This window comes from uncultured Metabacillus sp. (assembly GCF_947503125.1).
GTDB lineage: Bacteria > Bacillota > Bacilli > Bacillales > Bacillaceae > Metabacillus.
Genome location: NZ_CANNCR010000129.1, coordinates 1 through 2829, shown reverse-complemented (window position 1 = coordinate 2829; position 2829 = coordinate 1). Strand labels below are relative to the sequence as shown.

Here is a 2829-nt window from a genome sequence, read left to right as displayed (position 1 = left end):
TGATTATTGCAGTTGAAATGAGCCACTTATGCGGAGTTTTGAGCCAGTCATTGCGGAGAAAAGAGCCACCCTTTGCGGAATGCGTTGCCACTATAAATAGAATAGAGAAAGGCCTCCTGTATAATTATCTTGCATGCCAGCAAGCATGACATTATTATACAGGAGGCTTTTTATGGTTAATTACCGTAAGATTTTGGAACTTCACTTTGAAGAGGTCAGTCAAAGAACGATTAGTTCAAGCACTGGGCATTCAAGGAATACAGTTTCAGATGTCGTTCAACGTGCCAAAGAACTGGGTGTAGAAAGCTTGAATGACACCATGACCAATCCATGGCTAGAAGCGTTTCTCTTCCCAGAGAAACAGGCTGTTGAGAAAGGGTACTTCCCAATTGATTGGGAAAGAGTGCATAAGGAACTACAAAAGAAGAATGTAACCCTGTCCCTACTGCATCACGAGTATTCGACAGAGGCACGTGAAGGTGGAAAGATCCCCTATGCCTATCGTACTTTTTGTGAGAACTATGGGAAATATGCGAAAAAGTATAAATTGACAATGCCTATTCGAAGAAAACCAGGTGAAGTCATGGAAGTAGATTGGGCTGGAACTACACTGAAGATTAATGATCGTTCAACAGGAGAAACGATTCCAGCGTATGTTTTTATTGCGACCTTACCTTATAGTCAGTTCAGTTATGTTGAAGCCTTTTTAGATATGAAATCGGCTAATTGGCTTATCGCTCATATTCATGCATTGGAGTATTTTGATGGAGTTCCTGAAACAATGGTTCCCGATAATTTGAAAACAGGGGTTACGAAAGCACATCGTGAAGAACCTCTTCTAAATGAAGCCTATCGTGAAATGGCAGATTACTACCGTACTGTCATTGTTCCAAGCCGTGTTCGAAGGCCAAAAGATAAAGCAAGTGTCGAAGGCACTGTTGGATATATTTCCAGGCAGATTATCGCTCCACTAAGAAACTATCAGTGTTTTCATCTTCAAGATTTAAATCAGAAAATCTTTGAAAAGTTAGAAGAAATCAACACCACTGAATTTCAAAAGCGACCAGGTTCGCGTAAAAAGGTGTTTGAGGAAGAAGAGAAATCCTACCTTCAACAGCTTCCTCAAACAAGGTATAAACTTGCGGAATGGAAAACAGCAAAAGTTCAACTGAACTACCACATCCAAGTTGATCGAATGTATTATTCCGTTCCATATGATTATGTCCGAGAGAATGTCGATATTCGACTGACCACGGATTTAATTGAAGTTTACTTCAAAGAAGTCCGGATTGCATCCCATAAACGACAACGTGGTGAAATTGGCCAGTTAGCGACCAATCCAGACCATATGCCTGACAATCACCGATTATATTTAGATCATAATCCAGAAAATAACCGGAAGTGGGCAGAAACAATTGGACCATCTATGACTCAATTTGTCTCTCATATCTTAGAAATGAATGTAGAGAAAAAAGCATTAAATAGCCTTAGCACACTGAGGAATATAGCTAAGAAATACCCAAATGAAGAAATAGAGAAAGCAACAGAAACCTTACTTGAAATTTCAACAAACCCAACGGTTTCTGTCTTTAAAAGTGTAGTAGAAAGAAATAAGAAGAAAAAGCAAACTAAAAAAACGGATATTAACAGACCTCGCACTACATCTGAGGACTATGGATTTGTCCGTGGAGCTAAATACTTTGGGAGGGATACAAAATAATGAACCAAGAAACTTTACGTAAACTAGTAGAAATGAAAATGGGTGCGATGGCGGAATTATATCAGCAGCAAAAGCAGAATAATGATTATAAAGACATGGATTTTGATGATAGGTTCAATCTCCTGGTAGATTATGAATATGATAGACGTAAATCGAATCGACTTGAACGACTAATTAAACAGGCTACACTCAGCGAACCTACAGCAGCTATTGAAGATATCGAATATCATCCGGATCGTAATTTAGATAAGAATCAAATACTAGAGTTAGCAACAGGAAATTACCTTCAAAATCACCATAACATCATTTTAATGGGCGCCTCTGGGAACGGAAAGACGTGGATATCCAATGCCTTTGGGGTACATGCATGTCGCCAATTTTATAAAGTGAAATATATAAGGTTACCAGAATTACTAGATGAATTAGCTGTAGCAAAGTATGAAGCAGATGGCAGCTTCCGTAAGTTAATTCAGAAGTACAAAAAGATTGATTTATTAATCCTAGATGAGTGGCTACTAACAGAGCTGTCAGAGGAAAATGTACTTCATGTGTTGGAGATTATTGAAGCAAGGCTCAAAAGAGCCTCTACTATATTCTGTTCTCAATTTTCACCAGAGGGATGGCATTCCAAACTGGGACAGGCACAAATAGCAGATGCGATTCTTGACAGAATCGTTCATGATTCATATAAGATTCTAGTTGATGGTGAAGTTTCGATGAGGGAACGTCATGGATTGCGGGTATTTAAATGATTCCGCCAGCAGTTGAAAACCGTATAGCTAGATATTTTCTGCATATGTATTTACCTGATAAGGTACAGCAGGCTGTAGAGGAAAAACTATTACCCTCCTGCATTTGGAACGATGAAGAGGATATAGATCAGGATGAATTAGTTCGTTGGGCTATTGAGATTATTGATCAGGAATTGAGAGATAAGAGATTCAAATAATAATATAAACAACCATTGGAGCGAGTGAAGTTCCAGTGGTTGTTTATATTATTAGCTACATTAATAAGAGTGGCTCTCACCCCCGCACTTAATGGCTCAGTTGACCGCAAATAGTGGCTCAAATCTCCGCACTGATGGCTCAATCTGTCCGCAATACTCA

General features: G+C 38.9%; 3 protein-coding genes. All 3 read left to right on the top strand.

Annotation, left to right across the window (positions count from 1 at the left end):
* Positions 1–172 precede the first annotated feature (172 nt).
* From istA to Q1B07_RS26355, 3 genes are read left to right on the top strand one after another with little or no spacing between them, the layout of a single operon-like run.
* Positions 173–1720, top strand: a complete 1548-nt coding sequence (istA, locus tag Q1B07_RS26365) for an IS21 family transposase (protein WP_299834278.1) — start codon at positions 173–175, stop codon at positions 1718–1720.
* Complete coding sequence (istB, locus tag Q1B07_RS26360) at positions 1720–2472, top strand: IS21-like element helper ATPase IstB (RefSeq protein ID WP_299095817.1); 753 nt, start codon at positions 1720–1722, stop codon at positions 2470–2472. Before istA ends, istB begins: the two co-directional genes overlap by 1 nt.
* Positions 2469–2669 (top strand): hypothetical protein, encoded by a 201-nt coding sequence (locus Q1B07_RS26355; RefSeq protein ID WP_148991997.1) that lies wholly within the window; start codon positions 2469–2471, stop codon positions 2667–2669. Before istB ends, Q1B07_RS26355 begins: the two co-directional genes overlap by 4 nt.
* The last annotated feature ends 160 nt before the right edge of the window (positions 2670–2829 follow it).

What these genes read in the sequence shown, in the direction of transcription:
- Q1B07_RS26355 (WP_148991997.1), top strand. Translation starts at nt 2,469, where the DNA reads ATGATTCCGCCAGCAGTTGAAAACCGTATAGCTAGATATTTTCTGCAT.
- istB (WP_299095817.1), top strand. Translation starts at nt 1,720, where the DNA reads ATGAACCAAGAAACTTTACGTAAACTAGTAGAAATGAAAATGGGTGCG.
- istA (WP_299834278.1), top strand. Translation starts at nt 173, where the DNA reads ATGGTTAATTACCGTAAGATTTTGGAACTTCACTTTGAAGAGGTCAGT.